This window comes from Haloferax namakaokahaiae (assembly GCF_042663225.1).
GTDB lineage: Archaea > Halobacteriota > Halobacteria > Halobacteriales > Haloferacaceae > Haloferax > Haloferax namakaokahaiae.
In genome coordinates this window covers 83,183-110,158 of sequence record NZ_JBHTAA010000005.1, presented here as the reverse complement: position 1 = coordinate 110,158, position 26,976 = coordinate 83,183, and the positions used below count along the sequence as shown (strand labels likewise).

Annotated in this window: 34 protein-coding genes; 18 read left to right on the top strand and 16 right to left on the bottom strand. The window is 62.9% G+C overall.

The window, feature by feature from the left end:
- Nucleotides 1-99 precede the first annotated feature (99 nt).
- Together ACFQJC_RS08030 and ACFQJC_RS08025 are read left to right on the top strand one after the other, a co-directional pair.
- The gene (locus ACFQJC_RS08030) at nt 100-222 is read left to right on the top strand and encodes a hypothetical protein (protein ID WP_390222802.1); all 123 of its coding nucleotides are present in this window, start codon (nt 100-102) and stop codon (nt 220-222) included.
- Between the two features lie 105 nt (nt 223-327).
- Nucleotides 328-777 (top strand): TIGR00725 family protein, encoded by a 450-nt coding sequence (locus ACFQJC_RS08025; RefSeq protein WP_390222801.1) that lies wholly within the window; start codon nt 328-330, stop codon nt 775-777.
- On the opposite strand, the gene ACFQJC_RS08020 is transcribed toward ACFQJC_RS08025, so the two are convergent.
- From ACFQJC_RS08020 to dph2, 4 genes are all read right to left on the bottom strand, one after another.
- A complete protein-coding gene (locus ACFQJC_RS08020; protein WP_390222800.1) occupies nt 774-2,360 on the bottom strand; it encodes a hypothetical protein in 1,587 nt (528 codons plus the stop codon). The genes ACFQJC_RS08025 and ACFQJC_RS08020 overlap by 4 nt on opposite strands.
- A gap of 64 nt (nt 2,361-2,424) precedes the next feature.
- Nucleotides 2,425-2,877, bottom strand: coding sequence for a DUF8173 domain-containing protein (locus tag ACFQJC_RS08015; protein WP_390222799.1), 453 nt, complete (start codon nt 2,875-2,877; stop codon nt 2,425-2,427).
- A complete protein-coding gene (locus ACFQJC_RS08010) occupies nt 2,865-3,446 on the bottom strand; it encodes a DUF8173 domain-containing protein (RefSeq protein WP_390222798.1) in 582 nt (193 codons plus the stop codon). Before ACFQJC_RS08010 ends, ACFQJC_RS08015 begins: the two co-directional genes overlap by 13 nt.
- Before the next feature lie 63 nt (nt 3,447-3,509).
- Nucleotides 3,510-4,544 carry a diphthamide biosynthesis enzyme Dph2 gene (gene dph2, locus ACFQJC_RS08005; protein ID WP_390222797.1) on the bottom strand — a complete coding sequence of 345 codons (1,035 nt, stop codon included), beginning with the start codon at nt 4,542-4,544 and terminating at the stop codon, nt 3,510-3,512.
- A 215-nt stretch (nt 4,545-4,759) separates the two neighbouring features.
- Between dph2 and ACFQJC_RS08000 the strand changes: the two genes are divergently transcribed.
- The 3 genes from ACFQJC_RS08000 (at nt 4,760) to ACFQJC_RS07990 (ending at nt 6,161) form a co-directional block, all read left to right on the top strand.
- Complete coding sequence (locus ACFQJC_RS08000) at nt 4,760-5,011, top strand: hypothetical protein (RefSeq protein WP_390222796.1); 252 nt, start codon at nt 4,760-4,762, stop codon at nt 5,009-5,011.
- 75 nt (nt 5,012-5,086) lie between these two features.
- Nucleotides 5,087-5,740, top strand: a complete 654-nt coding sequence (locus ACFQJC_RS07995) for an alpha/beta hydrolase (protein ID WP_390222795.1) — start codon at nt 5,087-5,089, stop codon at nt 5,738-5,740.
- Between the two features lie 46 nt (nt 5,741-5,786).
- Nucleotides 5,787-6,161 (top strand): YlbF/YmcA family competence regulator, encoded by a 375-nt coding sequence (locus ACFQJC_RS07990; RefSeq protein ID WP_390222794.1) that lies wholly within the window; start codon nt 5,787-5,789, stop codon nt 6,159-6,161.
- A 47-nt stretch (nt 6,162-6,208) separates the two neighbouring features.
- Here the strand turns inward: ACFQJC_RS07990 and ACFQJC_RS07985 are convergent, their stop codons facing one another.
- Complete coding sequence (locus ACFQJC_RS07985) at nt 6,209-6,553, bottom strand: hypothetical protein (RefSeq protein ID WP_390222793.1); 345 nt, start codon at nt 6,551-6,553, stop codon at nt 6,209-6,211.
- Nucleotides 6,554-6,648: 95 nt separating this feature from the next.
- Between ACFQJC_RS07985 and ACFQJC_RS07980 the strand changes: the two genes are divergently transcribed.
- The 3 genes from ACFQJC_RS07980 to ACFQJC_RS07970 all read left to right on the top strand — a co-directional run bounded on the left by ACFQJC_RS07980 (nt 6,649) and on the right by ACFQJC_RS07970 (nt 8,283).
- Nucleotides 6,649-6,963, top strand: a complete 315-nt coding sequence (locus ACFQJC_RS07980; RefSeq protein ID WP_390222792.1) for a hypothetical protein — start codon at nt 6,649-6,651, stop codon at nt 6,961-6,963.
- Nucleotides 6,964-7,035: 72 nt separating this feature from the next.
- On the top strand, nt 7,036-7,638 hold the full coding sequence (locus ACFQJC_RS07975; RefSeq protein WP_390222791.1) for a MinD/ParA family ATP-binding protein: 603 nt from the start codon (nt 7,036-7,038) through the stop codon (nt 7,636-7,638).
- A 21-nt stretch (nt 7,639-7,659) separates the two neighbouring features.
- Complete coding sequence (locus ACFQJC_RS07970; RefSeq protein WP_390222790.1) at nt 7,660-8,283, top strand: RAD55 family ATPase; 624 nt, start codon at nt 7,660-7,662, stop codon at nt 8,281-8,283.
- Nucleotides 8,284-8,302: 19 nt separating this feature from the next.
- On the opposite strand, the gene ACFQJC_RS07965 is transcribed toward ACFQJC_RS07970, so the two are convergent.
- Nucleotides 8,303-8,569 (bottom strand): hypothetical protein, encoded by a 267-nt coding sequence (locus ACFQJC_RS07965; protein WP_390222789.1) that lies wholly within the window; start codon nt 8,567-8,569, stop codon nt 8,303-8,305.
- Nucleotides 8,570-8,632: 63 nt separating this feature from the next.
- Complete coding sequence (locus ACFQJC_RS07960) at nt 8,633-9,565, bottom strand: FKBP-type peptidyl-prolyl cis-trans isomerase (RefSeq protein ID WP_390222788.1); 933 nt, start codon at nt 9,563-9,565, stop codon at nt 8,633-8,635.
- A 151-nt stretch (nt 9,566-9,716) separates the two neighbouring features.
- On the opposite strand from ACFQJC_RS07960, the gene ACFQJC_RS07955 reads away from it, so the two are divergent.
- Genes ACFQJC_RS07955 through ACFQJC_RS07940 form a run of 4 tightly spaced genes read left to right on the top strand, consistent with a single transcriptional unit; the run spans nt 9,717 to nt 12,568 of the window.
- Complete coding sequence (locus tag ACFQJC_RS07955) at nt 9,717-10,160, top strand: hypothetical protein (RefSeq protein ID WP_390222787.1); 444 nt, start codon at nt 9,717-9,719, stop codon at nt 10,158-10,160.
- A gap of 1 nt (nt 10,161) precedes the next feature.
- Nucleotides 10,162-10,860, top strand: a complete 699-nt coding sequence (locus ACFQJC_RS07950; RefSeq protein ID WP_390222786.1) for a DUF7546 family protein — start codon at nt 10,162-10,164, stop codon at nt 10,858-10,860.
- A complete protein-coding gene (locus ACFQJC_RS07945) occupies nt 10,857-12,254 on the top strand; it encodes a hypothetical protein (protein WP_390222785.1) in 1,398 nt (465 codons plus the stop codon). Before ACFQJC_RS07950 ends, ACFQJC_RS07945 begins: the two co-directional genes overlap by 4 nt.
- Nucleotides 12,251-12,568: a DUF7410 domain-containing protein gene (locus ACFQJC_RS07940; RefSeq protein ID WP_390222784.1), complete on the top strand. Its 318-nt coding sequence runs from the start codon at nt 12,251-12,253 to the stop codon at nt 12,566-12,568. The genes ACFQJC_RS07945 and ACFQJC_RS07940 overlap by 4 nt, the downstream gene beginning before the upstream one ends.
- 54 nt (nt 12,569-12,622) lie before the next feature.
- Here ACFQJC_RS07940 and ACFQJC_RS07935 read toward each other — a convergent pair whose 3' ends face one another.
- From ACFQJC_RS07935 to ACFQJC_RS07910, 6 genes are all read right to left on the bottom strand, one after another.
- Nucleotides 12,623-12,817, bottom strand: a complete 195-nt coding sequence (locus tag ACFQJC_RS07935; protein ID WP_390222783.1) for a hypothetical protein — start codon at nt 12,815-12,817, stop codon at nt 12,623-12,625.
- A 73-nt stretch (nt 12,818-12,890) separates the two neighbouring features.
- A complete protein-coding gene (locus ACFQJC_RS07930) occupies nt 12,891-13,151 on the bottom strand; it encodes a hypothetical protein (protein WP_390222782.1) in 261 nt (86 codons plus the stop codon).
- On the bottom strand, nt 13,148-13,408 hold the full coding sequence (locus ACFQJC_RS07925; protein ID WP_390222781.1) for a cytochrome C oxidase subunit IV family protein: 261 nt from the start codon (nt 13,406-13,408) through the stop codon (nt 13,148-13,150). Before ACFQJC_RS07925 ends, ACFQJC_RS07930 begins: the two co-directional genes overlap by 4 nt.
- Nucleotides 13,409-13,418: 10 nt before the next feature.
- Nucleotides 13,419-15,998, bottom strand: coding sequence for a cbb3-type cytochrome c oxidase subunit I (locus ACFQJC_RS07920; RefSeq protein ID WP_390222780.1), 2,580 nt, complete (start codon nt 15,996-15,998; stop codon nt 13,419-13,421).
- Nucleotides 15,995-16,732, bottom strand: coding sequence for a cytochrome c oxidase subunit II (gene coxB, locus ACFQJC_RS07915; RefSeq protein ID WP_390222779.1), 738 nt, complete (start codon nt 16,730-16,732; stop codon nt 15,995-15,997). The genes ACFQJC_RS07920 and coxB overlap by 4 nt, the downstream gene beginning before the upstream one ends.
- A 151-nt stretch (nt 16,733-16,883) precedes the next feature.
- Nucleotides 16,884-17,402: a DUF6789 family protein gene (locus ACFQJC_RS07910; RefSeq protein WP_390222778.1), complete on the bottom strand. Its 519-nt coding sequence runs from the start codon at nt 17,400-17,402 to the stop codon at nt 16,884-16,886.
- A 109-nt stretch (nt 17,403-17,511) separates the two neighbouring features.
- On the opposite strand from ACFQJC_RS07910, the gene cyaB reads away from it, so the two are divergent.
- Together cyaB and ACFQJC_RS07900 are read left to right on the top strand one after the other, a co-directional pair.
- Nucleotides 17,512-18,075, top strand: coding sequence for a class IV adenylate cyclase (gene cyaB / locus ACFQJC_RS07905; RefSeq protein WP_390222777.1), 564 nt, complete (start codon nt 17,512-17,514; stop codon nt 18,073-18,075).
- A 95-nt stretch (nt 18,076-18,170) separates the two neighbouring features.
- Nucleotides 18,171-19,379, top strand: a complete 1,209-nt coding sequence (locus ACFQJC_RS07900; RefSeq protein ID WP_390222776.1) for a methionine adenosyltransferase — start codon at nt 18,171-18,173, stop codon at nt 19,377-19,379.
- Here ACFQJC_RS07900 and ppk1 read toward each other — a convergent pair.
- Complete coding sequence (ppk1, locus tag ACFQJC_RS07895; RefSeq protein ID WP_390222775.1) at nt 19,376-21,802, bottom strand: polyphosphate kinase 1; 2,427 nt, start codon at nt 21,800-21,802, stop codon at nt 19,376-19,378. The two genes, ACFQJC_RS07900 and ppk1, sit on opposite strands and share 4 nt — an antisense overlap.
- A gap of 218 nt (nt 21,803-22,020) precedes the next feature.
- Here ppk1 and thiI point away from each other — a divergent pair, with 218 nt between their 5' ends.
- The 3 genes from thiI to ACFQJC_RS07880 all read left to right on the top strand — a co-directional run bounded on the left by thiI (nt 22,021) and on the right by ACFQJC_RS07880 (nt 24,146).
- Nucleotides 22,021-23,181: a tRNA uracil 4-sulfurtransferase ThiI gene (gene thiI, locus ACFQJC_RS07890; RefSeq protein ID WP_390222774.1), complete on the top strand. Its 1,161-nt coding sequence runs from the start codon at nt 22,021-22,023 to the stop codon at nt 23,179-23,181.
- 344 nt (nt 23,182-23,525) lie between these two features.
- Nucleotides 23,526-23,651 (top strand): hypothetical protein, encoded by a 126-nt coding sequence (locus ACFQJC_RS07885; protein ID WP_390222773.1) that lies wholly within the window; start codon nt 23,526-23,528, stop codon nt 23,649-23,651.
- A 42-nt stretch (nt 23,652-23,693) separates the two neighbouring features.
- Complete coding sequence (locus ACFQJC_RS07880) at nt 23,694-24,146, top strand: DUF5804 family protein (protein WP_390222772.1); 453 nt, start codon at nt 23,694-23,696, stop codon at nt 24,144-24,146.
- A gap of 27 nt (nt 24,147-24,173) precedes the next feature.
- On the opposite strand, the gene ACFQJC_RS07875 is transcribed toward ACFQJC_RS07880, so the two are convergent.
- Entirely contained in the window at nt 24,174-25,085 is a 912-nt protein-coding gene (locus ACFQJC_RS07875) for a PLP-dependent cysteine synthase family protein (protein WP_390222771.1), read from the bottom strand.
- A 160-nt stretch (nt 25,086-25,245) separates the two neighbouring features.
- Between ACFQJC_RS07875 and ACFQJC_RS07870 the strand changes: the two genes are divergently transcribed.
- Nucleotides 25,246-25,626, top strand: coding sequence for a thioredoxin (locus ACFQJC_RS07870; RefSeq protein ID WP_390222770.1), 381 nt, complete (start codon nt 25,246-25,248; stop codon nt 25,624-25,626).
- Nucleotides 25,627-25,685: 59 nt separating this feature from the next.
- On the opposite strand, the gene ACFQJC_RS07865 is transcribed toward ACFQJC_RS07870, so the two are convergent.
- On the bottom strand, nt 25,686-26,867 hold the full coding sequence (locus ACFQJC_RS07865) for a low temperature requirement protein A (protein ID WP_390222769.1): 1,182 nt from the start codon (nt 26,865-26,867) through the stop codon (nt 25,686-25,688).
- Nucleotides 26,868-26,976: the final 109 nt, after the last annotated feature.

Sequence of the window (26,976 nt, the reverse complement as noted above, 5' to 3'; positions counted from 1 at the left end):
ATAACGTCATTATATGCCACAATAACGTTCTGAAAGGTATTGGTAATATAACCTAGTATCCAGCAAAGCTATTTAGTGCCACACCGCATCTACAGAGCTATGTCAGCCCCCCACAAGAAGACGGCAGATTTCTCCTCGATGGCTCAGACGATGCGCGCCTGTGGTGGATGGACACCGGTCTCGCCGCTCGACGACGAGAACTATTCCGAAGACGACTGGTAGCCGACGCGACGATTTGGCAGTGTGGTCTCGTTTTATACCGCTCGGACCAGTGGGCCGTACTATGTCCCTTCCGAGTCGATTACCCCAAACGGAGGCCGGTAGCCGATGCGCGTGAGCGTCGTCGGCGGCAGCGTCGTCTCGAAACCGGTCGAAACACTCGCCGAAGACCTCGGCCGTCTGCTCGCCCAACGCGGCCACACCGTCGTCTGCGGCGGTCTCGGTGGCGTGATGGAAGCCGTGTGTCGCGGCGCGAACGAAGCCGACGGCACCACGATTGGTATCCTCCCGGGTGACGACCGACAAGCGGCGAACGAACACGTCGATGTCGCTATCGCAACCGGTCTCAACCACGCCCGCAACGCGCTGGTCGTGATGAACGGCGATGCGGTCATCGCCATCGACGGCGCGGGTGGAACCCTCTCAGAGATCGGCTACGCGCAGGTGTTCGACAGACCCATCGCCGGCATCCGAACCCACGGCATCAGCTCGAACGACTGGCTCGAACAGTGTGAGACGCCAGAAGAAGCGGTCGAACACGTCGAATCCAGCGTCTAATCGTCGGCACGCTCGACGCAATCGCGCAGGAGGTCGTCGATTGCCGTCTCTCGCAACAGTTCTTCGTCGGACGTCTCGGTCCAGAGGTGGCCCGCCGGCGCGAGTTCGAGCGCGTCGCGGCCGGTCTCGCGTTCTCTCGTCTGGACGAACCCGTGCGCGAACAGCCCTTCGACCGCGACGTCGAACCGCGCTCGAAGGTCGTCGGCGAGTCGCGTCTCGAACTCGTCGCCAGCGTCCGAGTCGCGGGCGATGGTGACGCAGAACGCTTCGAACGCGGAGCGTTCGTCTTCGTCACGTGCGCCCGCGACGATACCGTGATGTTCGGCACGCTCTCTGAGGAGCGCGGCGAGCGCCCGTCGGGTTCGCTGACGAGAGCGCGGCGGACTGGTCGAGAGCACGTGAAGCACCGTCGCTTCGAGGTCGCTCAGCGGGGCGAGCGAGTGCGCATCGAGCGGCTGGACCGTCGTTCCGACCGTCGCGCCGTCGCTGTCGAGGGCTGTGAGGCGGTCTGTCGCCTCTTCGACGCCCGAGGCGAGGGTCGTCGTCGCCGACGCGACGGACTCGTGTGCCGCCCCGAGTTGCTCGCGCGCCTGCAGGTACGACTCGAGGTGTGCTTCGAAGCGGTCGAGGGACGCGAACAGCGAGACGGTGGCGTCGTCTTCGAACTTGCCGAAACGCGCCTCACAGCTCTCGCGGAAGCGCTCGACCAACTCAGTTGGTTCTTCTTCGACCTGCGAGAGTAAGCCGAGTTCGGCTTCGAGCCAGTCGTCGAACGCGTCGAGCAGCGCGTACGGGTCGCGGGTGTTCTCCGGGTCCGGTGTCGGTTCGTCCGCCTCGACGAGCGTCGAGAGTTGGTCGCGCGCGCGGTCGAGGTACGACGACATCGACCCCAACGCAGAGCCATTGCTCGACTGACGCCGGACCGAGCGACGGCGCGTGCCGCTGGAGGATGTCCCCGTCGCCTCGTCGAGGGCGAGTTGGAGGTCGTCGAGGGCGATTCGAACCGGTTCGGCGACCGCTTCTGCGACGGGCCCGTTCGCCGTGGTCTCGAACGACGAGAGCGTATCGAGCGCGTCCTCGGCGTTCGTGACGAGCGTTCGGAGTACATCGATAGCCGCGAGGTCACGGTGTTCGGTGGCCGGAATCGTCCACAGCGAGATGTCGTCGCGCGAGACGACGCCCTGTTCGACGAGGGCGGTTCGCGCGGCGTAGAACGCCGCTCCAACCTGTGGCGGTGCGGCCGCGAGATTGACCGTCACAGGGCCATCTGCGGCCGTCTCGCGGAGGAGTGCAGTCGTTTCGGCGTACAGATCGGCGAACGAGCCGTTGAACGGCAAGCGCGCTTCGTCGGGGTGTTCGTCGGACGCGCCGACGTGCGTCGAGAGCGCGTCGATGACCTGTTGTGCCGCGTGTGCGTGTACGCGCGGCCGTCCGGGCGTGGACGCCGCTGGGTCGTGTCCCAACTCGGGGTCGGCGACGTCGCGGACCACGCAGGCCCGGTCAGCCGTCACGCGGCCGTCTTCGAGCGGGGTGACGACCCGCTGGATTTCGAGTCCGAGAACAGCGAGGTGGGTCGTCGGCATCTATCTGTCCGGTTCTCCAGAGAAGGCCGTGAATGTTGTGGTGGGGAGAGTGTGGAAATCGGAGTCAACGCACCCGCTGTTTCGTCTCGACTACAATCGTCCCGACCCCCGCAAGCGAGAGGAACCAGACGACCAGTTGGCCCGCGAGCGGGATCGCTCCGAGTATCGTCAGCGAGACTGCGCCCGCGACGAACGTCTGACCGAGTGGTCGTGACGGGAACATTTTGGTTCCGAGCGCGACCGCTGCGACGACCGCGCCGACGACGGCAGCGGTGTAGACGAAGACGATGCTGACGCCCGCCAGTGCCGTCGAGACCTCGTCGAGGAGACCGATGACGAGACCGAGGAAGACGAACCCGTGTCCCGCCGACGCGAGCGAGCGCTCGCGGAGGATGTCGGCGCGGCGGGCGAGCATCGCGGGAGCGACCGAGACGAGGACGAACCCGGCGACGAAGAAGAGGGCTACCGCTCGCGCGAAGTGGACGAGAAGATTGGGGGCGTCGGTTAGGAGGACCACGACGTGTAGAGTTGTTTCCCGACGATTCCGAGTCCGAGGGAGTCTACGACGAACATCACCAGTCCGCCGAGGATGGGAATCACGGACAAGACCGCGGCCACGAACGCGCCGACGACGAGTGCCAGCGCGAGTGAGAGTTCCCCGCTGGTCGCCACCTCACCGAGGACGCTGCCGAGGAGGACGGTGGCGACAGCGCCGCCGACGATACCGAGAATCGCCAGTGCGATGCCCGCCGGGATGGCGACGATGAGTCCGATGACGGTGATTGCGAGGATGAAAATCACGATTGCCCCGCCGATGCCGAGACCGAGTCCCCAGACGAGCGACTCGCCGGGGTTGTCTCGGATGTTGGCAATCGAGTTTCGCGTGTACCGAGGCGCGGCCGCGACGAGAATTCCGCCGACGACGAGGTCAACGATGAACGTGGCCGCCCCGCGGATAGTTGGCGACAGTTGGGAGGCAGTCTCGACCGACCCTGCCGGGACCGATTGTGCAGATGCGACGCCGACGAATGCGAGGAGGGAAGCGAGTCCGAGTCCCGCAATCGCGGTGCTTCGTGAAGGGACCATACATCAGATGAAAAGTCAGCCTAAAAAGAAGTTTTGGCTGACAAACCGGACGCCGCCGTCAGATTACCACGTGCCGTGGAACGTGTCGAATTCGAGCGCGTCGAGGGGTTCTTGGCCGACGGCGATGCGGTACTCTTGCGGCGTGAGCATCGGCTTGTGGAAGCGCGGGCCATCGTCGGTGGTGATGCGCGGACACCCGGTGTTGACGAACGCGTCCATGTTGAAGTTGCGCAGGCGGTCCGGCGTCACCTCGTCCATGGTGATGAGGTAGGCGTTCTCGTTGTTTTCGAGGATTTCTTCGGCGATTTCCATGCGGCCCTGTCCGATTTTGGTGCAGAAGATGACGCCCCACTTCTCGGCGTCCATCGCCTTGTGCACAGATGCATAGCGCTGTTTCATGAACTTGCGCGTGTCGGCGATGGTGACGACGTTGTTCACGGGGTCGGCGATGACGACGTTCTTCTCGGGGTGTTCCATCGCCAGTCCGAGCGGGTGGAACTTCCCGCCGCCGACGTAGAGCACGTCGTCCGCGGGGATGTCCGCGGAGGCGTAGTTACAGCCGAGAACCTGTCCCTCGTAGGTGAGGCGGTCGTCGCCCTTGCGCGTCTGGACGGTGTAACCGCGCTCTTCGAGCCACTCGCACATGTCTTCGAAGCGGTTCATGTGCTGGGCGGTGGTGACGAGACCGACCTCGTCGCCCTCGATTTCGTCGAGCGACTCTTCCATAATCGGGAAGGGGTCCACGTTGGAAAACAGCGGGACGTAGATGATTTTATCCGACTCCTTCATCGGCGAGTGGCCGAAGTGGACGAACACGTCGGTTCGGCGCATGAGGTAGGTGTCGAGGTCGCACGCGCCGTAACACGGCTGGCCCGAGAGCATGAACGTCACGTCGTCGTCGCACAGTTGGCGAAGGTCGTCGGCGACGGCCGGGCCGCGGCGCTTCAGCCCCTCGGGAAACTGCAGGCCGACGCGCTTGGCGTCGCGTTCCTCGATGGTTTCGATGATTCGTTCGAGTTCGTAGTCCCACTCTCGGTCGTGTTTGAGGGACATCCCGGTGTTTCTGAGGTCCCCGTCCGACAAGGCGTCCTGACTCATTGGCCCCCTGTTACCGATGAAGACGTTTAACGACGGCGCTTCCGGGTGAAGGGGCGTCACACGCCCACACACCGGCAAATTTCGAGGGGACGTTCGACCGACCGCAAGCCGGTCGATGACCCCCCGAGAGATACCGTTTTGAACCCAGCGCGCTCGTGCGCGTCGCCGTCCGCTGACCGCAGAGGCTTACTCGATAGCGCACCTACAGTATGTGAATGGTTACCGACACGCACACAGGAGATACTGAACACGTCCACGAAGCGACCGAAGAGATGGAACTGACCGAGTGTCCGGAGTGTGGCGAACCGATTCGAGGCGCGGACGACGTCGTTCGCGGCAAGTCCGTGCCGACCATCGAGGGCCTCAGAAAGCGAAACGTCACGATTGGAGTCAAACAAACAGACCTCTTCATGTGCAAGAGTTGTGGGGCAGTCCTCGGCGTTCGGCGACCGAAGCCGACCGACTGAGCGGCCCACCCTCCGCCACCCGGTTACGCCGCTGTCACTCGGGTATTGAAGCCCCGCGACGCCATAGCGTCGGCCATGACCGAGCTACCGCTCGAACACGTCCACGTCGAGCCGAAGACCGAAACGGAAGGCCCAGCCCCGGCCGTCGTGCTCCTGCACGGCCGCGGTTCGAACGAACAGGACCTCCTACAAATCGCCCAGCAGCTACCCGATACGCTCCACGTCGTCAGTTTCCGCGCCCCCGATACGCTCCACGGCGGCTACACGTGGTACGAACTCGACCTCTCCGAGGGTGGTCTCCACAAGAGCCAGCCTCACGACGACCAGTTCGAACGCTCGCGCGAACTCGTCCGCGAGTCCATCGCCGGCGCTATCGAAGCGTACGACATCGACCCCGACCGAATCGGCCTGCTCGGGTTCAGCCAAGGGGCGATTACCAGCCTCTCGCTGCTCCTCGACGACCCCGAGGACTACGCGTGGGTCGTCGCCCTCCACGGCTATCTCGCCGAGTCGCACTTCGACCTCGAACCCGCGGGCGTCGCGGGCAAACCCGTCTTCATCGCCGCCGGGTCGATGGACCAAGTTATCCCCTCGTTCCGCGCCGAACGCGCCGCAGAGCGCCTGAGCGAACTCGGCGCGGACGTGACCTTCCAGACCTACGGCGCGCCCCACGGCGTGAGTCCCGACGAGTTGTCCGACGTCGTCTCGTTCGTCGAAGAGCAGGTCTAGTTCCCCGTTCGGCAGGTTGAAACCGCTCGCCTCCCAAGGCGAGGGCATGAGCACGCAGACGACGCGGCTCGAAGAACTCGGGCGCGAACTGGGCGAAGTCATCGCCGACCATCCGACCTACAGAGAGTACGAAGCAGCGAAGGCGAAGGTCGAAGACCACGAAGAGGCCCAGGAGAAAATTTCCGAGTTCAACCAACTGCGCGAGGAGTTCAACGTCGCCCGCCAACTCGGTGATGCGACCCAAGAAGACCTCCAGAAGGTCCAAGCCGCACAGGAGGAACTCCACTCGATTCCGGTCATGAAAGAGTACCTCCTCGCCCAAGCCGAGATGGTCGCCGAACTCGAAACAGTCAACAAGGCAATCTCCGAACCGCTGGCGGTCGATTTCGGTGGCGAAGCCGGCGGTTGCTGTCACGACTGATAAGAGAGAAAGGCAACAGTCTCCTTAGAGCGGTCGAAAATCCGAGCTTATACGTCAGCCTCAACAGCGTTAAGCGCACTATTCAGTTCGTACAGCTCCCGTACAACATTGCTGTTAGCAACACGATACCGTTGTGGACTTGTGCCGTCTACTTCCTCAAATATTCCTACCTGAAGGAACAGTTCGGTGTAATTCCCAACGGTCTGTCGCGTGACGCCCGCGTGAGAAGCGAACTCTGACTTATTGAACTCTCGTCCCGGAGGGAGATCAAGAACAGCATCAATGAGGACTGGTACAGCCTCGTGCTGCGTCAGATGCAACCAACCGCTCGGATGTTCGTGGCGGAGCCGTTTTGTTTTCTCTCGCTCAGCCCCAGCGTTCATCTGGCTCATGTATAATACACATGTATCGGACGTACATATGTGTATCCACTAGTGTGAACACTCATTAACATGCTTTATTAAGTAGTACGATGATTGGCACTTGCATGGACAAGCCATCGGTGAAATGTGCACTCATCTCTACGCTGATAGCAAAGCACAAGTGGGGAACACCGATGGATAGAGACACACTCCTCTCACTTTCTGCTATCGGCAACGACTATCCGACTGCCCGAACGGTATACGACGACCTTCGAGGTGCATCGTACATTACGTACCGTGGCAAGCGAGGCATCGAGCTGAATTCAGGTGCCTTTGCAGAGCTAGCAGACGTGCTGTACTATGATTGTAACTGGGAGAAGTACGAGATACAGAGTCGGCTCAAGCACTACGAAGGCATCGAAAAACACGATTGGGCATGACTGAAATCCAGAACATAAAGTAGCGACGTCTAGCACTGACCTTCAAATACCAAGCCGGGACCAGCCCGTGCTATGTTGGCAATCGCGGGCGGTAAAGGCGGCAGCGGCAAGACGACGACGACCGTGGGAATCGCACAGGCAGTCGAGAGAGCGGTCGTCGCCGTCGATGCCGACCGCGACATGCCCAATCTGCACTCGATGGTCGGCGTCGAACGCGGCGACGAGGCGTTTCCGGAGGCGAAACCCCATCCCACAGAGTCGTCCGTCTCGATTCTCCCCGCACCACGCGGAACCGACGACGAGGCGTTCGAGCGGTGGCTTCGGGCGATTGCCGAAGACGAGGTGCCCGCCGTCGTCGATTGTCCGGCGGGGGCGGGACCGGATGCCGCCGTCCCGCTTCGCGTCGCCGACGGCGTCGTCATCGTCACCCAACTCTGCGCCCCGGCGCTTCGAGATGCCGCGAAGACGGCGGCGATGGCGCGCGCGGTGGGGACGCCCGTCGTCGGCGCGGTGGTCTCACGGTCGCGCATCGCACCGAGTGCGCTCGGCGACCTCATCGACGCGCCCGTCCTCGGTGCCGTCCCCGAAGGGCAGTCTCCGGTGCTCTCTGACGCGAATGTACGAGGTGCTTATAAACGAATCGTCGGGGCGATTCGCCCAGAAGGGCTAATATGAACGACATTCACTATAAGTTGTATGAAGCGGCTGGCAAGCGGCATCGACGTGCTCGACCGGCAACTCGGGGGCGGTATCCCCGCCGGAAGCATCGTCCTGCTGTCGGCCGACCCTGCCAGCCAGTCAGAACTCTTCTTGTACGAACTCACGTCCACGCGCGGGACGCTGTGGCTGACGACGCTCCGGTCGGAAGTCGCGGTACAGGACGCCATCGACCGGTTCCCCGGTCCGGCCGGAAATCCGACGGTCCGGGACGTCGGCGGCGACGCGCCGCTCGACTCGGCGCACAAACTCGTCCGCGACCTGCCAGAGGGTGCGAACCTCATCATCGACGTCGTTGACATGCTCGAACACGCAGAGACCATGCGCTACCGGAAGTTCCTCAACGAGTTACAGAACCACATGGTCAACACGAAGGGCCTGACCGTCCTCCACGGGATGAAAGGCGAGTCGGTGGCGGACAACCGCGACCTGACCGAACACATGGCCGACATCGTGTTCGACCTCTCGACGTCGGTCGATGGGTCGGAGGTCGAAAACCGGATGGCGGTACCGAAGTTCCGCGGCGGACAGGCGCTCAAAGACACCATCAAACTACGTCTCTCCGAGCGCGTCACGGTGGACACCAGCCGCGATATCGCCTGAGCGGGCGACGAGACGCCCCTTACAGTCCGAACACGCCGAGCGTGACGAGCGACACGGCGACGATGAGGAGTTGCCACGCTCGCTCTGAGAGGGCCGCCCCGCGCGTGAAGACGAACGCGAAGTAGGGAGCGAGCGGCGAGAGTCGATAGAAGAGTGGAACCTCGGCCGACAAGCCGTATCGGAGGACGAGAGACAGTCCGACCGTACAGGCGGCGGCGACGAGGGCGACTTTGAGGTCGCTCGAACTTCGCAGTGAGAGGTCCGGAGCGTCGTCAGACGAAGCCATAGCTACGAGGCAGGTGGGGAAATGCAAGAAGCCGCCGATTCGTTCGAATCGACGGAGTCGAGATTACTCTTCGTCTGCGTCGAGTTCGGCAGCGAGTTCGTCGGCGTCGATATCGACGTCCTCGATAGCCTCTTCGATGTCTGCGCCCGCTGCGCCGCCCATCATGCCGCCGAGACCGCCCATGCCGCCCATGCCGCCGTCGATGGTCTCTTGGACGATGACGCGGTCCACGCCGATGCGCTGGATGACGTCCTGCGCAATCTGCTGCTTGGAGAACATCCACTGCTGGTTCATCGTCATCTGTGGCGTCGCTTCGATGTAGAGCGTCTCCTTCTCGACGGTGACCGTCTCCGTCTCGGGTTCTGCGTCTTCGTCCTCGTCGTCGTCGGACTCGACGACCTGCTCTTCTTCGACTTCGTCCGTCTCGATCCAGACCTCGGGGGCCTGCTGGAGGTACATGCCGAGGAGACCGGACGCCTGCTCTTCGCGGTCATCGACGATGTCGAGCACTTCGTACTCGTATTCGAGGTCCTTGCCCGCGAGCGGGTGGTTGAAGTTGACGCGTGCGCGGCCGCCGATGATGGTCTCGAGTTGGCCCTGGTCGCCGTCGATGGTGACCTGTGCGCCGGGGTAGCGGTCGTCTTCGGGAATCTTGTTCGCGCTGACCGTGCGAACCTCGTCGTCGTCGTACTCGCCGAAGGCCTCGGCCGCCGAAATCTCGACGGTGCCTTCGTCGCCGACTTCTGCGCCGATCAGGGCGTCGTCCACTTCGGGGAAGACGTGACCTGCGCCGACGATGATGACGCGGGGTTCGAACTCGTAGCCCTCGACGTCGATTTCGGCCTCTTCGGCCACTTCCTTGCTCGTCGTATCGACGACGTCGCCGTCGTCGGTGGTGCGCACCGTGTATGCGAGGCGGACGAAGTCTCCGTCCTGAATACCGGACTCAACTTCTTCATCGACCTGCTCGGCCTCCGCCTGCGGTTCGTCGCTCATACACGCTACGTGATTCGTGTGACCCTTAAGAATCACGTTTCGCCGCCGCGATACGTTTCCTCCCGCATCGTGCGACTAACCAGCACACCCGAACCCGAGGCGAACCTCTATTATCATCGACTATGATTATATATGAGAGAGGTACGTTCACATGGCACAAGGATTTCTCTTCGCTGGCTTCGTCGTCGGACTCGTGCTCCTAGCGGTCGTCGTCGCCTTCATCGGGCGCGGACGCCGTGAGTACCACGTCGCGTTCGTGACGGGAGAAAGGGAGACGCTCGGCGAGTCGATGCGTCGCTGGTCGAGCAACCCCGCGGTGCTCTCGCTCGGATTCCTCGCTCTCGCGGTGGGATTCGGTGGTGCCGCAGTGCTGTTCATCGGTGGGGCCGGCATCCCGGAGGGAATGGCGAGCGCCGCGGGTGCGTTCCTCATCGGCGCGACCGTGCTCGTCGTCGTCACGTACCTGTTCTACGGGTCGTACAACACCGCCCGAAGTTGGGGGTTAAAGCGGTCGCAGGCCGTCCTCGTCGGGTCGTGGGTGCTCGGTGCGCTGTTCGTCGTCACCGTCAGCCTCCGACTGCTCGGTCTGCTCTGAGATGACGACCAAACACCGGCGATTCGCCCTCGCACTCCCATCGACGACTTTCAAGTGGCTCCTCGTCCTCCTCTGGTTCGAGGCGTTGGCCGTCGCCGCCTACCTGTTCGCAACACCTGTTCGCGTCGAGCAGTTACGGTACGTCCTCTATCCGTTCGTCTGGATAAACGTCGGACTCCTCGCGGTCCTCGTGACGAACCCACCGACGGCGACGTGGCGAGCCAGACTCGTCGCTGGCGGACTCGCCGTCGCCTACTTCCTCGTTCTCGGGAGTCTCGCTGGGATGCTCTCGGTGAATTTCGACGCCCTCCTCGGCAGTGCCGCGCACGCCGCCGGTCACCACCAGACTGGCTGGCAGTTCACCCTCGGCGCACCGGGATGGGGACCACGCGTCGGCTACGCGGGCGAAGCGTTCTCGGTGATGCTCGTTCCCTACCACGTCGTCGGGTATCTCGCCCTCTCGTATCTCGTCTACGCGACGATTCTCGATACGGCACGCGCGGCGGTGCCGGGTGTCCTCGGGCTCGTCTCGTGTGTCGGATGCGCGTTCCCCCTCGCGGGGTCTCTCGCGGCGGGGGCGGCCGGCGGGACCGGTCTCGTGAGTTCGCTTCGCATCCTTTCGGTGGACCTCTCGACGGTCGTCTTCGTCGTCGCCGTCGCCGTGCTCGTCTTCCGACCGACCGCGACAGGTGAGCGATGAGTCGAGGACGTTCGCCATCGACCCACACCCTGCGCGTCTCTGTACTCCTGTTCGGCATCCTCGTCTTCGTCGCTGGCTTCGCCACGCCAGTCGCGGCACACGCCGGGTCGCTCGCGGGGTCGCTCAACTCGGTGCCAGCGCCGTTCTGGCTGGTCGTCGTCGCCGGCGGCGGCATCGTCGGCGCGTCGTTTCTCGTCTCAGTGTTCGTCACCGACGACGAGGCGCTCGGCGTGTTCGTCCGCACGCGCGCTCGAATCCCGCTCTCTGTCGGCGCGCTCGAAACGCTCCTTCGAATCGCTGGGGTGGTCGTCCTGCTCGCAGTCGTCGGCTTCGGCCTGTTCGGACCATCCGTGGCGTTCGTCAATCTCGGCGTCCTGCTCGTCTGGGTGTTCTGGTGGGCCGGATTCACGATGTTCACCTACCTCGTCGTCGATATCTGGCCGCTCGTGAACCCGTGGCGGACGCTCGCCGACGCGGTTCGTCGGTGGGTCTCGGTGCCATCGAGAACGTATCCCGAACGGCTCGGTGCGTGGCCGAGCGTCGCCGGCTTGTTGGGACTGGTGTGGCTCGAAGTCGTGAGTCCGCTGGCGTCCGACCCCCGGGCGCTCGCCGGCGTCGTGCTCGCGTACTCGGCCGTGACGGTCGCCGGGGCGTTACTCTACGGAGAGACGTGGTTCGACCGCGTGGACCCCGTCTCTCGGGTGTTTCGACTGTACGGGTTGCTCGCGCCGATTCAACGGACGGACCGTGGGCTCTCGATGTGCTTGCCCGGGTCGGCGCTGGCTCGCTATCGGACCGTCATGAGACCCGACGACGTGGCGTTCGTCGTCGCGCTGTTGTGGGTGACGACGTACGACGGGCTCGTGGCGACGAGAGCGTGGCAGGGCGTCCTCGACACGTTCGCGTTCGTGCCGGGGTGGCTCGTCGCGTTCGTCACCGCCGTCGGCGGGTTCGTCGGGTTCTTCGTGGCCTACCGGCTCTCGTCGAAGTTCGCCCGCCAGACCGCCGAGACGTACGTCACCCCGGCGTACATCGCCGGGTGGTTCGCGCCCGCGCTCGTCCCAATCGCCGCCGGCTACCACCTCGCGCACTTCGCCGGCTACGTGTTCGGTCTCTCGCCGGTGCTCGTGGCGGTGGCGACGAATCCGCTGTCGCCCCCCGCGGCGCTCCAAGTGTTCGTCCTGCCGTCGTGGCTGGGGTCGCTCCAACTCGCGTTCGTCGTTCTCGGCCACCTGCTGGCCGTCTGGATCGCGCACACGCGCTCGTTCGAACTCTTCACGGGCCGACTGCAACCGCTCCGAAGCCAGTATCCGTTCGTCGTCGTCACCGTCGCGTACACGATGACGAGTCTGTGGGTGGTCGCCCAACCGACCGTCAGCGGGGGAGTGACATGACCGAGCGAATCGAAACGCACGGGGGAGAAGAACAGCGAGTAGAACACCGACTCGTCCCCGAGACGACGGTGCCGGCCGATGCGACCGACGTTGCGCAGTGCCCGTACTGCGGCCAACCGTTTACCACTGCTCGACTCAGAGACCTCCACGTCGGCGAGGAACACGACCCGACAGAAGCGGAACGAGCGGCGTACGACGAGGCGTTCGAAGCCGAGTCGGAGGACCTCTTCGTCTACCACCTGAAAGTCGCCGGCGCGCTCAGCGCGCTCTACGCGGCGTTGTTCCTCCTCGGCATCGTCGGCTTCAGTATGTGACCGAAAACCGAGTCCGGGTGTTCTGTATCGTCTCTCAGTGTTCGGTGGCGTCACTCAGTGCTCGGCACCGTCCGGATGCGGGACGCGCATGATGGTCGCGGTGAGAACCGCGACACCAACGAGCGTCACGCCGCCACCGACGACGACCCACATCTCTGCTGCGCCGATGGCTTCGGACCCGAGTAGAATACCGAGTCCGCCGAGAATCGTGAGGAACGAAGCGCCGAGGACGAGCGAGTCTGTTCGCATGACTTCTGGTACCACTGCACACGATAAGAATGTATGGACGCCCGGAGCGTGAAATGGGGCGTGAGGCGGACGTTCAGGCGTGTTCGTCGCCGTTCGTCGCGGGGTCGGCGTGAATCGTCTCTTCGCCGGTTACCGCCGCGACGACGACGAGCGCGAAGACGACGACTGCGATGGCGAGTCCGGGACCCACGACGAGCGGCGTCGTGAGCGGGCCGGCGACGACCTTCGTCATCATGAGCGTCACGCCGACGCCGATAGGCACCGAAAAGAGGAGCGCGTAGCCGACTGCGATAGCTATCGACGTGCCCTCGTCGGCGTCTGTGGGGGCCGTCATAGGAGCGAGTAGGACGCCGCGAGCGTGAGCGCCAGCGCACCCGCGAGACCGATGCCAATCAGGTACGTGAGCGAGCGAGGCTCCCAACGTAGGTGCTGGAAGTAGGCCGCGACGAGGACGGCCTTCGCCGCCGAGAGGGCGATGATGATGCCGAAAGCCATCCAGTAATCGAGCCCCGCGAACTCGACCAGCACTTGCACCGTCGCCGAGACGAACAATACCACGTAAATCGCCGTATAGAATTTTGTATTGACCATTTTCGTCACCTCACAGGATGTAGAACAGCGGGAACAGGAACAACCAGACGATGTCCACGAAGTGCCAGTAGAGACCGAAGTACTCCACCGAGCCGTTGTCTTCGAGGTACGCACCGTTCCAGGCCCGCCAGATGAGGAACAGTGTCACGAGCAATCCCGCGATGACGTGCCCGGCGTGGAGACCGGTCGTCAGGAAGAACGTCGATGTTCGGACGTTCGTCGAGAGCCACAGCCCCTCGTGGAAGAGGTGCTGCCACTCCAGTGCCTTGTTGATGAGGAAGCCCACGCCGAGGACGAACGTCGCGGCGAGACTCGTCACGAGCCCGAGACGGTGTTTCTTCTCGGCGGCGACGAGCGCGAGCACGACGGTGAAACTGCTCGTCAGCAGGATGTAGGTGTTCATCAGCCCCGGAATCGGGTCCGACGGAACCGGCTCCCACCCGGTCCATCCGAAGGCGACGCGCGTGAAGATGTACGCGCCGATGAACCCGCCGAACAGCACCACGTCGGAGGCGAGGAATATCCACATGCCGACTTTCTTGTTCTCGATGCCCGCGAAGGGCCACGCCTCTCGCTCTTCGAAGACCGGCCCGTGGAAGGGTTCCAACCCCATGGCGACGAGCGACCCGAGGGTGACGAAGCCACCGACGGCGAACGTCGTCATGTACATCGTACCCATCATTCCGTCCGGGAACGAGGCGTTCTGAACGGCCGAGAGACCGAGGAGAACGAGGAACGACCCCAACGAGAGGACGAACGGCCACCAACTCGCGTGGCTGGGACCGACGTCTTCGGCGGTTTCGAGCGCCGTCGCGGCTTTCGCCGGAATCGTCTGCGACGACGTTGCGACACCGCCGTCGGCCGAGACGGACGCACCGGACGGCAAGTCGAAGTCAGACCCGGTGTCGAGAATCACCTCGCCGTCTTCGACGAACTCTAAGTGGCCGCTGCGGTAGGTGGGCGTCCCCTCGAAGTTCTCTAACGGCGGTGGCGACGTCGTCGCCCACTCCGCCGTCGTGGCGAACTCCCACGGGTTCCCCGAGACCGGTTCGCCGACGAACGCGCTCTTGAACAGGTTGTAGAACATGACGAGGAACGACAGGCCGAGGATGAACCCGCCGATAGTGGCGAGTTGGTGCCACGGCGCGAGTTCCGGCGCGTAGTCGAAGACGCGCCGGGGCGTCTCCCACGCGATGAACAGCGGGAAGTAGAGCAGGTTGAACCCGATGAAGTAGGCGGCAAAGTGGAGTTTGCCGAGGAACTCGTCGTACATCCGCCCGGTCATCTTCGGGAACCAGTAGTAGAGACCGCCGATGAGTGCCGTCACCCCGCCGACCATGACGTAGTGGAAGTGAGCGACGACCCAGTAGGTGCCGCGGAACTCGTAGTCGAGGACGACGGCACCGAGGAAGACGCCCGTGATGCCGCCGATGATGAAGAGCAAGAGCGCCCCGAAGACGAACAGGAACGGCGTCTTGAAGCGTATCTTCCCTTTCAACATGGTGTAGATGAGCGCGAACACCATCAGGTCGAACGGGAGTGAGATGCCGATGGTGGTTACCATAAACAGCGTCTTCACTTGCAGGTTGATGCTCGTGAGGAACATGTGGTGCATCCAGACGACGAACGACTGGATGGCGACGAGCACCATCGCAAGGATGAACCACTTGCGGCCGACGATGCGGCGACCGGTGAACGTCTGGAACACCTCCGCCATGACGCCGAGCGCCGGGAAGAAGACGATGTACACCTCCGGATGGCCGAAGAACCAGAACAGGTGTGCCCACAGCATCGACCCCGCTGGCGAACTCATCGCAAAGTAGGTCGTCCCGAGCAACCGGTCCGACGAGAGCACCAGCAACGCGGCCAAGAGCGCCGCGAACGCGAAGAGCATCATCCAGACCGTGAGGAGAATCGTCCAGCTAAACAGGGGCATGCGGCGAAGGGTGAGTCCCTCAGCGCGCATGCGATGCATCGTCGTCAGGAAGTTCACCGACGAGACGGTGACCGAAGCGGTGAACAGAACGAGGGCCAAGACGGCCGTCGATGCACCCACGTCCGGTGTGAACGTGGGCACGTTCAACGGCGCGTACATCGTCCACCCGCCCGAGAAGGTGCCACCTTGGAAGAACGAGACGCCGAAGAGGATACCAGAGAAGAGGTAGAGCCAGTAACTCAGCGCGTTGAGTCGCGGGAACGCGAGGTCTTTCGCGCCGAGTTGGAGCGGAACCACGTAGTTCGCAAAGCCGAACGCGAACGGCGAGAGGAACCAGAACACCATCAGTAAGCCGTGGGCAGAGACGGCCTGGTTGTACGCGACGGGCGAGAGAATCGTCTCGCCGGCGGCGCGCGGTGCCCAGAGTTGGATGCGCATCAGCCACGCGAGGACACCACCGAGGACGAGGAAGAACAGCGACGTGACGATGTAGAGAATCCCCACGTCTTTGTGGTTCGTCGTGATGAACCAGCGTTTGATGCTTCCCGTGCCGGGGAAGTCGTGGCCGTGGTCGTGGTCGTCAGCGTGCGTCGAGACGACGTCGTCGCCGACGGCGGTCCCCCCATCTGTCCGTTTCGAGTCTTTGTCGCTCATGCTGAGGCGTTCTCCGTCTGGTTCGCCGAGCCGTTCTCGGTCTGTTCAGTCTGTTCGTACCACGATTCGTACTCTTCGGCCGAGAGAACGACCACGTCCGCCGTCATGTAGGAGTGGCCGGCACCGCAGAGTTCGTAACACTGTGCGGTGTAGTTCCCCGTCTCGTCCGCGATGAACCACGTCGTCGTCTCCTGACCGGGGATGGCGTCCGACTTCACCCGTAGCTCTTGGACACCGAAGTTATGGAAGACGTCCGCGGAGGTCAGCGTCAACCGAACTGACCGGTCCTCCGGGACGTAGAGCGTCTCAGAAGTGTGGCCGTTCGGGTAGGTAAAGGTCCACCCGAACTGGTAGCCCTCGACTTCGATTTCGAGGGCGTCGTCGCCCGGCGGGCCGTCCTCGACGTACAGGAGCGTCAGGTAGGTCCACGAGATGAGCGAGACGACGATAATCATACTCAGGAAGAACGAGGTTGCGAGTTTTCTGCCGCCGCCGCTGCCGGTCGGTAGTTCGCCGAGAACGAGCGGGTCGTCGTCTACTTTGTCGCCGTTTCCGGACCCCCAACGATACTTGTAGGCGTTGTAGAGCATGTAGCCGAGAACGACGATACCGACCAGCGTTCCAAGCACGAGAAACACCTGGAAGATGCTGTCGAAGACGAACGCGCGCGTTCCCCGCGGGACGATTCCGGACTGAAGCGGGAGCAAACTACCACACAGCCTCTCCAAGTGCATTGGTACCATCACCCATTCATGTGGATTAACGTTCATGATATTTACTGTTTCTGGGGAGCGTCAGGACTCACGATTACTGACCGACCGTCTGTCGCTCGGCCGGTGTCAGTCACGATTCACGTCGAGGCGGGCGAAGGGGCGTCAATCGCACCTACACCTCGTGCTGCGGAATGCCCGCAACTCGGTCGAGGACGTACCCGAGGGTGAGTCCGTAGACCCAGTGGCCGAGCAGCGAGAACACGAGGTAGGATGCGACGACGAGCGCACCGGCCGGCGGCCAGAACGCTGGCGCGAAACCGACCCAGAACAGGGTTGCGAACGTGACGCCGCGGAGGTATTTGGGTTCGCCCGGCGGCAGGAACGCGCCGACGACGATGAACGTCAGGGGGAGGACGACGACACCCCCGATTCCGAACACGACGATTCCCAGCGTGAGTGTCGATTCGAGTCCGAAGAACAGCGCGAACCCGGCGAAGTCCGTGATAGGCCCGGTGACGAAGAGACCGAGGAGTTCGGGGATACCGACGAGCACTGGCATCATCAGTATCGTCCCGAGGAATCCGCCTAGCATCGCCGCGAACACGACGTTCTGGGTAATCGTGGAGTCGATTAGTTCCTCTTGTTGGCGTTCTATCGTCGCCGTCGGTGTCGTCGGTGTCTCTTGACTCATACCACAACCCCTTACGCAGCAAGTCATGATAAAACATGACACACAAATGCTGCCGGAACCGGTAGCTGAAGTCCCCGATGTTTTTGCTCACCGACGACACCGACCACACATGTACGAGGTCGAGGTCAAAGTCCGCGCCGACCACACCGCAGTCCGCCAGAAACTCGACGGCGCGGGTGCGACACAGGTGAATCGAGTCGTCCAGACGGATACCTACTACGACGCACCGCACAAGGACTTCGCGGAGACCGACGAGGCACTTCGCCTCCGGCACGAAGCGCGTTTCGACGGCGACAGCGACACCGTCCTCGACGAGGTGACGAGACTCACTTACAAGGGACCGCTCGTGGACGAACAGTCGAAGACCCGCCGCGAGTACGAGACGGGCGTCGAGGATGGCGAGACGATGGACGCGATTTGCGAAGCAGTGGGCTTCGCGCCCGCCGCAACCGTCGAAAAAGAACGCGAGCGGTTCGAACTCGACGGTTACACCGTCTCGCTCGACGCGGTGTCGGGTCTCGGCGAGTTCGTCGAGGTGGAAGTCGAAACCGAATCGGATGTAGACTCCGCGCGCGAGGGTGCCTTTTCGGTGCTTCGGACGCTCGGACTCGACCCCGGCGACCAGATTCGAACCTCGTATCTCGGGATGCTACTCGGTGCTGACGAGTCGTAATTCCCTCCCCGTCGTGTCATAATACACCACAGTAATAGCGCTCCCTTCGAAGGTTTCCGCAAGTTATAGAAACGCCGACTGGGTACGTCTGGCCAATGAGCGACCGAAATATTCGCCTCGAATCCGCGGAGAAACGAGCGGTCGAGGACCAAGAGGTCGAAATCGTCGAACGGAAGGGTATCGGGCACCCCGACTCCATCTGCGACGGTATCGCCGAGAGCGTCTCGCGCGAACTGTCGAATCTCTATCTCGAACGGGTCGGCAAGGTCCTCCACTACAACACCGACGAGACGCAACTCGTCGCCGGCACCGCCGCGCCGAAGTTCGGCGGCGGCGAGATTATCGAGCCAATCTACCTGCTCATCGTCGGCCGCGCGACCAAGGAGTACGACGGCGAGAAACTCCCCGTCGATTCTGCGGCCCTCCGCGCCGCCCGCGACTACCTTCGGGAGAACATCCCGGAACTCGACGTCGGCACGGACGTCATCGTAGACGTCAAACTCGGCGAAGGCTCCGGCGACCTGCAGGACGTCTTCGGCGAAGAGACCGAAGAAGTCCCGATGGCGAACGACACGAGTTTCGGCGTCGGCCACGCACCGCTGACCGAGACCGAGCAAATCGTCCTCGAAGCCGAGCACGCGCTCAACGGCGCGCGCTACGGCGACGACCACCCCGAACTCGGGACGGACATCAAAATCATGGGCAAGCGCGAGGGCGACGTCATCGACGTGACCGTCGCCGCCGCGATGATCGACCAGCACCTCGACGACGTCGATGACTACATCGAAGCCGTCGAGAGCGTCCGCGAGTTCGTCACCGAACTCGCATCGGAGTACACCGACCGCGAGGTCAACGTCGATGTCAACACCGCCGACGACTTCGACGACGAGTCGTACTACCTGACGACCTCGGGCACCTCCGCCGAGATGGGTGACGACGGCTCTGTCGGCCGTGGCAACCGCGCGAACGGTCTCATCACGCCGAACCGCCCGATGAGCATGGAAGCCAGTTCCGGGAAGAACCCCGTCAACCACATCGGGAAGATTTACAACCTGCTCTCGACGCACATCGCAGAGACCGTCGTCGCCGAAGTCGATGGCATCCGCGACCTGCAGGTCCGCCTGCTCTCGCAGATTGGTCGTCCCATCGACGAACCGCACGTCGCCGACGCGAAGGTCATCACCGAAGACGGCGTCACCGTCGCCGACATCGAAGACGACGTGGTCGCCATCGTGGACCGCGAACTCGCCGACGTCACCGAAATCACTCGCCGCACCATCAAGGGCGAGTTGACGACGTTCTAATTCGTCTCGTAGAGCCGTTTGACGACGTTTGCCGCACCTTCTGCGGTCTTTCGATACACTCTGTCTCCCTCCGGCGTCCGAACCGCGTAGTCGTAGTGCGTGCTGTCGGGGACGTACCACACCTCGGAGAACGAGTCGAGGACGTGTCGCGGGTCGCTGTTCGTCGCGGATTCGGTGACCGCTTGCTCGTCAGATTCGGAGACTTCGTCCGGTTCGGGGACTGGTTCTGTCTCGTCCTCGTGTCCTGCCGATTCGACCAACAGCGTCTCGGGGACGTGTTCGTGTTCGGCCGGAATCCCGCGCGTGACGGTGTCGTCGCGGGCGGCCGCGAGCGCCTGTTCCATCAGCACCGTCTGGGTGGCGATAGCCGGGTCGTCGCCCGCCTCGCATCGCTCGTAGGAGCCGTCCGACTGCATCTCCCACGCCGTCGTGTTGTCGGCGAGACCGAGTTCCAAGATGAAACGAAGTTGCTCGCGGATATCGATATCTTCGACGGGAGCGACGGCTTCGACACGCTTGTCGAGGTTGCGCGTCATCCAATCCGCGGAGCCGACGTAGTACTCGGGGTCGCCCGCGTTCTCGAAGTAGTAGATGCGCGAGTGTTCGAGGAATCGAGAGACGATACTCTTCACAGAGACGTTCTCAGAGAGTCCTTCGATACCGGGTCGAAGCCGACAGATGTCGCGGACGAGCAGGTCGATATCGACGCCGGCCATCGACGCCCGATAGAGTTCTTCGACGATTTGGGGGTCTTCGAGCGCGTTCATCTTGGCGACGATACGGGCCGGTCGGCCGGCGCGGGCGTGTTCGGCCTCGCGGCGGATGGAGTCGGTGAACTCGTCGCGCATCGTCACGGGCGCGATGAGCAGTTTTCTGAAGGCCTCGTCCAGCGCGGGGCCGGTGAAGAAGTTGAACACCTTCACGAGGTCCTGTCCGATGTCGCGGTCGGCGGTGAGGACGCCGAGGTCCACGTAGCCCTTGGCGGTTCCAGAGTGGTAGTTGCCGGTGGCGACGTGCGAGTAGAGGCGGACGCCGTCTTCCTCTTCGCGGACGACGAGCGCCGTCTTCGTGTGGGTTTTGAGTCCAATCGTCCCGTAGGCGACGTGGATGCCCTCTTCTTCGAGTTTGCGAACCCATTCGAGGTTGTTCTGCTCGTCGAATCGGGCTTTGAGTTCGACCATCGCGGCGACCTGCTTGCCGTTCTCTGCGGCGTCGATGAGCGACTCGATGACCTTCGAGTCGGAGGCCGTCCGGTAGATGGCGGCTTTGATAGCCAAGACGTTCGGGTCGTTGGCGGCCTCGTCGAGGAACCGCTGGACCGTATCGCCGAACGAGTGGTACGGGTGGTGCAAGAGCACGTCCTTCCGGCGAATCACGTCGAAGATGGAGTCGCTCTCTTCGACGCCGATATCGTCGCTATCGAGCGTCTGAAACCGAGGATGCGGTTGAGGCGACCACGGGACGAGCGAGAGGTCGGGTCGTGAGAGGTCCGTGAGGTCCATGAACTCGCGGTAGTCGAGTGGACCGGCGAGTCGAATCACCTCTCGGTCGTCGAGGTCGAGTTGGTCAACGAGGAGCTTCGTGACCGACTCGGGGGCGTCCGCTTCGAGTTCGAGACGGACCGCCGTCGCAAACCGGCGCTGTTCGATGACCTCCTCTATCATCTCGATGAGGTCCTCTGCGACCTCTTCGTTGCGCCGAACCTCTGCGTTTCGCGTCAGTTTGAACAGCGCCGTCTCCAGTACGTCAACGTTGGGAAACAGCAGGTCGAGGTTCGCACGGATTATCTCTTCGAGGAGGACGTAGGTGACGTTCTCGTCGGACTCGCGTTCGACTTCGACGAGTCGCGGGCGGTTCTGCGGGATTTTGACGCGCGTAAAGGTCGGGTCGTCGCCGTTGCGAGTGGTGAGCACCGCCAGCGAGAGCGAGAGATTGGAGATAAACGGGAACGGGTGTGCCGGATCGAACGAAAGCGGGGTGAGCGTCGGCAAGACGGAGGTTTCGAAGTACTCGCGCATCTGGTCCTGCTGGTCGGGCGTCAGGTCGTCGTACTCGGCAATCTGTATGCCCGCGTCGGCGAGTGCCGGTCGAATCTCGTCTTGGTAACACTCGGCCTGTGCCTCGAACATCGGGCGGGCCTTGTCGATGGCTTCTTCCCACTGTTCGCGGGGGGTTCGGCCATCGACGGTTCGCTCGGTGACGCCCGCCTCGATTTGCTGTTTGAGGCCGCCGATGCGTTTCATGAAGAACTCGTCGAGGTTCTTGGTGAAGATGGCGAGGAACCGAACGCGTTCGAGCAGCGGGGTTCGGTCGTCGAGTGCCTGCTGAAGCACACGCGACTGAAACGAGAGTTCGCTCAGTTCGCGGTTGAGATAGTACGTGGGGGCAGACAAGTCGTCGGCAGATGGCTCCTCAGAGGTCATGAACGGTGGTGTGTCAGGGGGAAATCAGCCGAGTGACCGGCATTGCGTATGGCGGAGGGAGGGCAAATCACCATTAAGTGGTTTATATTGGGTGCACAGCTGTCTACAGTTCGGTACGTGCCACTATGTGCCACTATATAACAAGCATATCCCCTGACAGGTTATGCGAACGTCCACAGAGCGAGACGCTGAATACCGGGCGTGAAAAACCGACGAGTGTGACACACTGGGCGCACGTCGTCCTCGTCGGCTACGGCGAGATTGGGACGAAGAGTTCGAGCGTTCGAGCGCGGATGGAAGCACGACTACGGGAGAACCTCCAGGCCGTGCTCGACGACCGCTCGCTCGACGGGACCGTCGATGGCGAGTGGTCACGCGTCCTCGTCCGCGACGTGAGCGACCCGGAGACCGTCGCCGCGGCCTGCGCGGAAGTTCCGGGCGTCGTCTGGGCGCGGCCGGCGCTCGCTTGCGACCCCGACCTCGACGACATCGTCGCCGTCTGCCGCGAACTCGCCGCCGACCACCCCGAGAGCACAACCTTCGCCATCGACGGCGACCGAACGGGAGCGCGAGACGACGACGAGTTCTCCGGGAGCGACATCGAGCGCGAAGCGGGGAGTGCAGTCATCGACGAAACCGGCGCGCCAGTTGACCTCGATAACCCCGATAGAACCTATCGAATCGAGTGCCGCGAGGAGGAAGCCTACGTCTCGACCGAGCGATTCGACGGTCCCGGCGGACTGCCGCTCGGCACGCAAGGGAAGGCCGTCGCGCTCGTCTCCGGCGGCATCGACTCGCCGGTTGCGACGTGGGAGTTGATGCGCCGCGGCTGCGAAATCGTCCCCGTCTACATCGACCTCGGCGACTTCGGCGGGGCCGACCACCGCGCCCGCGCCGTCGAGACGGTACGGAAACTCGCTCGGCGCGCGCCGAACTTCGACATGCGCGTCCACGTCGTCCCCGCGGGCGAGATGGTGGACCGACTGGTGGAGACGATAGACGACACGCGCATGCTCTCGCTTCGCCGTCTGATGTTTACAATCGGCGCCGAAGTCGCCGCCGAGGAGGGCGCACACTCGGTTGTGACGGGCGAAGCAATCGGCCAGAAGTCGAGTCAGACCGGCGCGAACCTCGCGGTCACCGCCGCCGCTATCGACTACCCGGTTCATCGACCACTCCTGACGTGGGACAAGACGGACATCATCGCAACGGCGCGAGACATCGGCACGTACACCGACTCGACGCTCCCGGTCGGGTGCGAGCGCGTCGCCCCGAACTACCCCGAGACGAACGCCTCGCTCGCCGCCGTCGAACGCGCCGAATCGACCGACCTGTTCGACCTCGCGGTGCAGGCCGCGCGGAATCGAGAGCGAGTGTGAGGGTCGTGTGGGGTGAATGTGAGTGACTGCGGGGTGAGTGAGTGCCGTTCGAGCGAGTGTACCTGCCGCGCAAGCGGCCGTGTGGGTCTCGGTACGCAGTCGCACACGAACTGTGCGAACAGCAACCACATTAGAAAATTAGTGACTGTTCAATTCGTAATGTGCGTGAACAATTGTACAAAAATGGATTTATAGTGCTCGGGGGCGCACGATGAGACATGTCCCACACAGTGCGCCAAAAACGGTCCTCCCTCGGTCCCGAGTGGCGGCTTCGCCACCGGGCGGCGCGAACCGATTGGAGCAACACCACAGAACGGTGTGCCCGCTGCAATCGGGAGGTAGACATGCGAGACGACCACTATCAAGTGGTTCTCGACCGCGAAATCGACGGTCCCGGAAAGATCGGTATCGAGCGCGAACTCGTCGTCTTCTGTGACGAGCTGTGCGCCGACGCGTGGCTCTCCGACTGAGTACCGGAACCGCTTTACCCAACCACAACCGTCCTCCGCGACGTGACGCGCGTCTGTATCGTCGGCACGGAAGACGTTCACCTCCAGTACGAACTCTTGTCGAGAGACACGGCGCGTGCGGCGCTTTCGACCTACGCGTTGGCCGAACCGTTCTCGAACACGCTCGCGCTCGAAACCGTGAGCCTCGGTGCCGCGGTGTCGCTGTTGAACGACCTCCAGTGGTATCTGGTTCGGTTTTCCGATTTCGCGCTCGTCCTCGAACCCTCCGTCTCCGAGACCGAATGGCTCTCGCGCGACCTCGCACGCGACGTCCGCGACGGAAACGTCGAACCCGAGGAAACCGGCGAATATCTGGCTATCTACGGCGTCGAGGACGGACGACTCGTCGAACCGATGTTCGTGACGCGCATCGACGGCGAGGTTCCCGAGTACGACCTGCGAGACGTAGACGAGACGCTCGTCGTTCGCGTCTCAGAAGCAGAGTTCGGCGCGTAAGTCGAGAGAAGTTCGTCCGTTCCTTCTTCAATCGAACATCCCGGTGGACATGTAGCGCTCGCCGGAGTCCCAGAACACCGTGATAATGAGCGGTTCGTCTCCCTCGTCGGCATCGGGGTCGGCGATTCGCTCTGCGACGCGCTTTGCCGCTATGAGCGAAGCGCCCGACGATTGGCCGACCAAGATGCCTTCCTCGCGGGCGAGGCGACGGCACTCGGCTTCGGCGTCTTCGAGCGCGACGATTTCGATTTCGTCGAGCAGTTCGGTATCGAGGTTCGGACTCACGAACCCGGGACCCATGCCCTGAAAGTCGTTGTTGCTGATGTCGCCGCCCGAGAGCACGGCGCTCGCTTCGGGTTCGACGCCGACGATTTGCATCTCGGGATGTTCCTCGCGGAGGCGACGACCGTTGCCGGAAATCGTGCCACCGGTTCCGATGCCCGCGACGAACGCCGCAATCGGTCGGTCGTCCGTCTGGTCGAGAATCTCCTCGGCCGTGGTTCGGTAGTGGGCGTTCGGGTTGTTGGGGTTCTCGAACTGCCGGAGTTGGTACATCCCTTCTGCTTCGAGTTCGTCGGCGCGCGCTTTCGCGTCCGAGATGTCGCCCTCGACGAGTTCGATAGTCGCCCCGTAGGCGCGCATGATTTCTCGGCGCTCTTTGGACATCGACGCGGACATGACGATGGTCAAGTCGTATCCTTTCGCGGCCGCGACGACGGCAAGCCCGATTCCCGTGTTCCCCGAGGTGGGTTCGACGAGTTGGTCGCCGGGCGAGATGTCGCCCGCTTCTTCGGCCGCTTCGACCATGGCCTTGGCGGGTCGGTCTTTGGCCGAGCCACCGGGGTTCTTCGACTCGATTTTCGCCGCGATGGTCGCTCCCTCGGGGGAATCGACCCGTACCAGCGGTGACCCGATGGTATCGAGGATGCTGTCGTCCATTGGAATTCGATATAGGATACGCAGTTAAACGACTGGCGGATACGGTGGATACGGCCACTGTCTGTGTTTCGGTCGTGCCACGAGTGGGACGACCGAACAGTCCGTGGCAGGCGACGCCGCGAGCGCACCCATTATATCGTCGCGGGCGATAGTCGGTGACATGGCTGAATCCGAGACGCTCGAAACGATGCAACCGAATCCGGCGTGGGATGCGGCGTCCTACGAGGACGCAGTCGCCGCGCTCGGAGCCGAACCGTACACGTTCAAAATCTGGGGCGGCGACTGGTGCGGCGACTGCCGCCGCCAACTCCCCGACTTCGGCGCGGCGCTCGACGCCGCCGAGGTTTCCGCCGACCGAATCGAACACTACCCGGTCGAGAAAGAAGACGACGGCTCGAAGGTCGGCCCGCTCGTAGACGAGTACGATATCTCGCTCATTCCGACCGTCGTGGTCGAGTTAGAGGGTGAAGAGGTTGCGCGCTTCGTGGAGGAGGAACCGGTGCCGATTGCGGTCTTTTTGGCCGAGCAGCTCTCGAACTGAGTGCTGCTGGGATTTTGCCGGCCTCGACTCGACCGAGAGCGTCGCGTTCAGCGCGAGGCTCAACTGGCGTCCACGCTGTCCGAACGGATTCGATTCCGGTGTTCCGACCAGATGGTCTCGTACACGGCGAGTGCGACGAATAAGACGGTGAGCATGAAGAGCGCGACTGTCGAACGAATTTGTAGCGCGACGGGAATCAAGGCGAGAGCGAGAATCGAGACGGCCACCCGGAGGACGCTAACCGTCCCGTGGTCGCGGAAGCGAAACGCGCTGTGTCCGAGAAGGTAGAGCGAACCGCCACCGAAGAGCGCCACGACGGAGATGGGACCGAGCGGTTCGTTGACGTGGCCGAGGGTCTGTTCGATGCCGAGAGCGACGAACATGATACTGCCGACTATCAAGATGTGAATGTAGCTGTAGGAGTCTCGCGCCAGCGTGGACTTGTTGACCCCGGGTTCCTGTGAGAGTCGTTCTTCGGCGGCGAGAACGATGTAGTCGAAGTAGAGCCACCAGAGCGCGATGACGAAGATTATCCCCAAAATCGCCGCGATAACGATATCCTGCGTGAGTTCGAAGCCGCGCGCGCCGATACCGATAGCCACGAGCGATTCGCCGAGCGCGACGATCATGATGAGGCGGTGGCGCTCGACGAAGTGACTCACGGTGACGTAGAACCCCTCGACGCCCCGAACGTACACCACGCCGTAGTCGATACCCAAGGCGAGAATCCAGAGCGCGCCCTGAAGCACGCCGTCGGTGAAACTGGCGACGACGATGAGCACCGGCCCGCCGAGGAACCCCGGCGCGATTTGATAGACCGCCCGCGCCGTCTCTGGTGGGGCGACGAGTGGGTAGAAGACGACGTGTAGCACGCGGACGGTCAGATACGCGATGCTGAAGAGTAACGCGTACTCGCCGAACGCGGCCGGCACCGCGAGCCCGACGAGCAACATGGCGACCATCGCGGCGAGAATAACCATTCGAACCGGGAGCACGTCTTCCGCATCGACGGTCCCGGTCAACCACGAGTAGCACACCCAGGCCCACCAGAGAGCGGCAAATATCGCTGCCCCCTTGGCCATCCCCAACCAGGTCATATTGTGCGCGAGGAAGTTCGAAACCTGCGTAAACGCGAATACGAACACTAAATCGAAGAACAACTCGAGCGGCGTGACCGGCTGTTCCTGGTCTGCCTCACGCAGTGCTCGACCACCCAGCGATACAGAGGACTCCGTGCTCATCGCAGGAAGAAAGGCTGTAGCGCCGGAAAAGCATGTCTCAGCCATACTACGACTCGGCCATCACGGACCGTGACACTGCGAGGACGACTGGACAGGCCCGAGTGTACGC